Origin of the sequence: Metasolibacillus meyeri (assembly GCF_003049505.1) — a bacterium.
Classification (GTDB): domain Bacteria; phylum Bacillota; class Bacilli; order Bacillales_A; family Planococcaceae; genus Metasolibacillus; species Metasolibacillus meyeri.
The window spans coordinates 1-273 of sequence record NZ_PYWN01000257.1 but is presented as its reverse complement, the minus strand read 5'-3'; the positions used below and the strand labels follow the sequence as shown (position 1 = coordinate 273).

The 273-nt window shown below is 38.8% G+C and carries 1 tRNA gene; it reads right to left on the bottom strand.

Features of this window, described 5'->3' with window-relative positions:
* Positions 1-137: 137 nt before the first annotated feature.
* A tRNA-Gly gene (locus C9J34_RS21485) sits at positions 138-211 on the bottom strand.
* Positions 212-273 lie beyond the last annotated feature (62 nt).

The following is a 273-nucleotide window of genomic DNA, read 5'->3' as shown; positions in this document are numbered from 1 at the left end:
AATGAAACGTTTTTTCATTCACGTCTTGCTTGTTCAGTTTTCAAGGTTCATTTTATTCTATCGATATCGACATAACCGACAGTTACTAAACTATAACATATCATTATTTTTTCGTCAACATCTTTTTTAATATTTTTTGGAGCGGGTGATGAGAATCGAACTCACGACATCAGCTTGGAAGGCTGAGGTTTTACCATTAAACTACACCCGCATATTTTTTGGCGCGCCCGACAGGAGTCGAACCCATAACCTTCTGATCCGTAGTCAGACGCT